Source organism: Salinisphaera sp. Q1T1-3 (genome assembly GCF_003602005.1).
In the GTDB taxonomy this organism is placed as follows: Bacteria; Pseudomonadota; Gammaproteobacteria; order Nevskiales; family Salinisphaeraceae; genus Salinisphaera.
Genome location: NZ_QZWD01000050.1, coordinates 1 through 413 on the forward strand (window position 1 = coordinate 1; position 413 = coordinate 413).

The window sequence follows — 413 nt, forward strand, 5'->3', positions numbered from 1 at the left end:
TTAGCACCCGCTAGCACGGACACTTCAGAGAAGGTGCACAATGCACCGAAGGAGTGTTTATGTCTAAGCGAAGAAGATACAGCCCGGAATTCAAGCGCGAGGCGGTTGAGTTGACCCGCCAATCCGGGGTCACGCTGGCGCAGGTGGCCCGCGAATTGGGGCTTGGGGCCGGGATGCTCGGTCGATGGCGCAAAGAGCTTGAGCAGTCAGGTGCTGTTGCCTTTGGTGGTACCAGCACACCGCGCGACGAAGAGATCGCCAGGCTCAAGCGCGAGAATGCTCGTCTTGGAGTAGCCCCGTAGAACGCCGGACACAGATCAGTGCTTAAATACGAGGTAGGCATATGACTGTGGATAGGACTAGTGCGATGGGTGGTGGGAGCGAGCTGTTGGGGCCGGAGCGCCGGCGTCGCT

1 pseudogene is annotated in these 413 nt (G+C 59.8%); it reads left to right on the forward strand.

From position 1 onward, the window contains the following. Positions 1–59: 59 nt before the first annotated feature. Positions 60–287: pseudogene (locus D3260_RS17120) on the forward strand (transposase); the annotation flags it as partial. Positions 288–413: the final 126 nt, after the last annotated feature.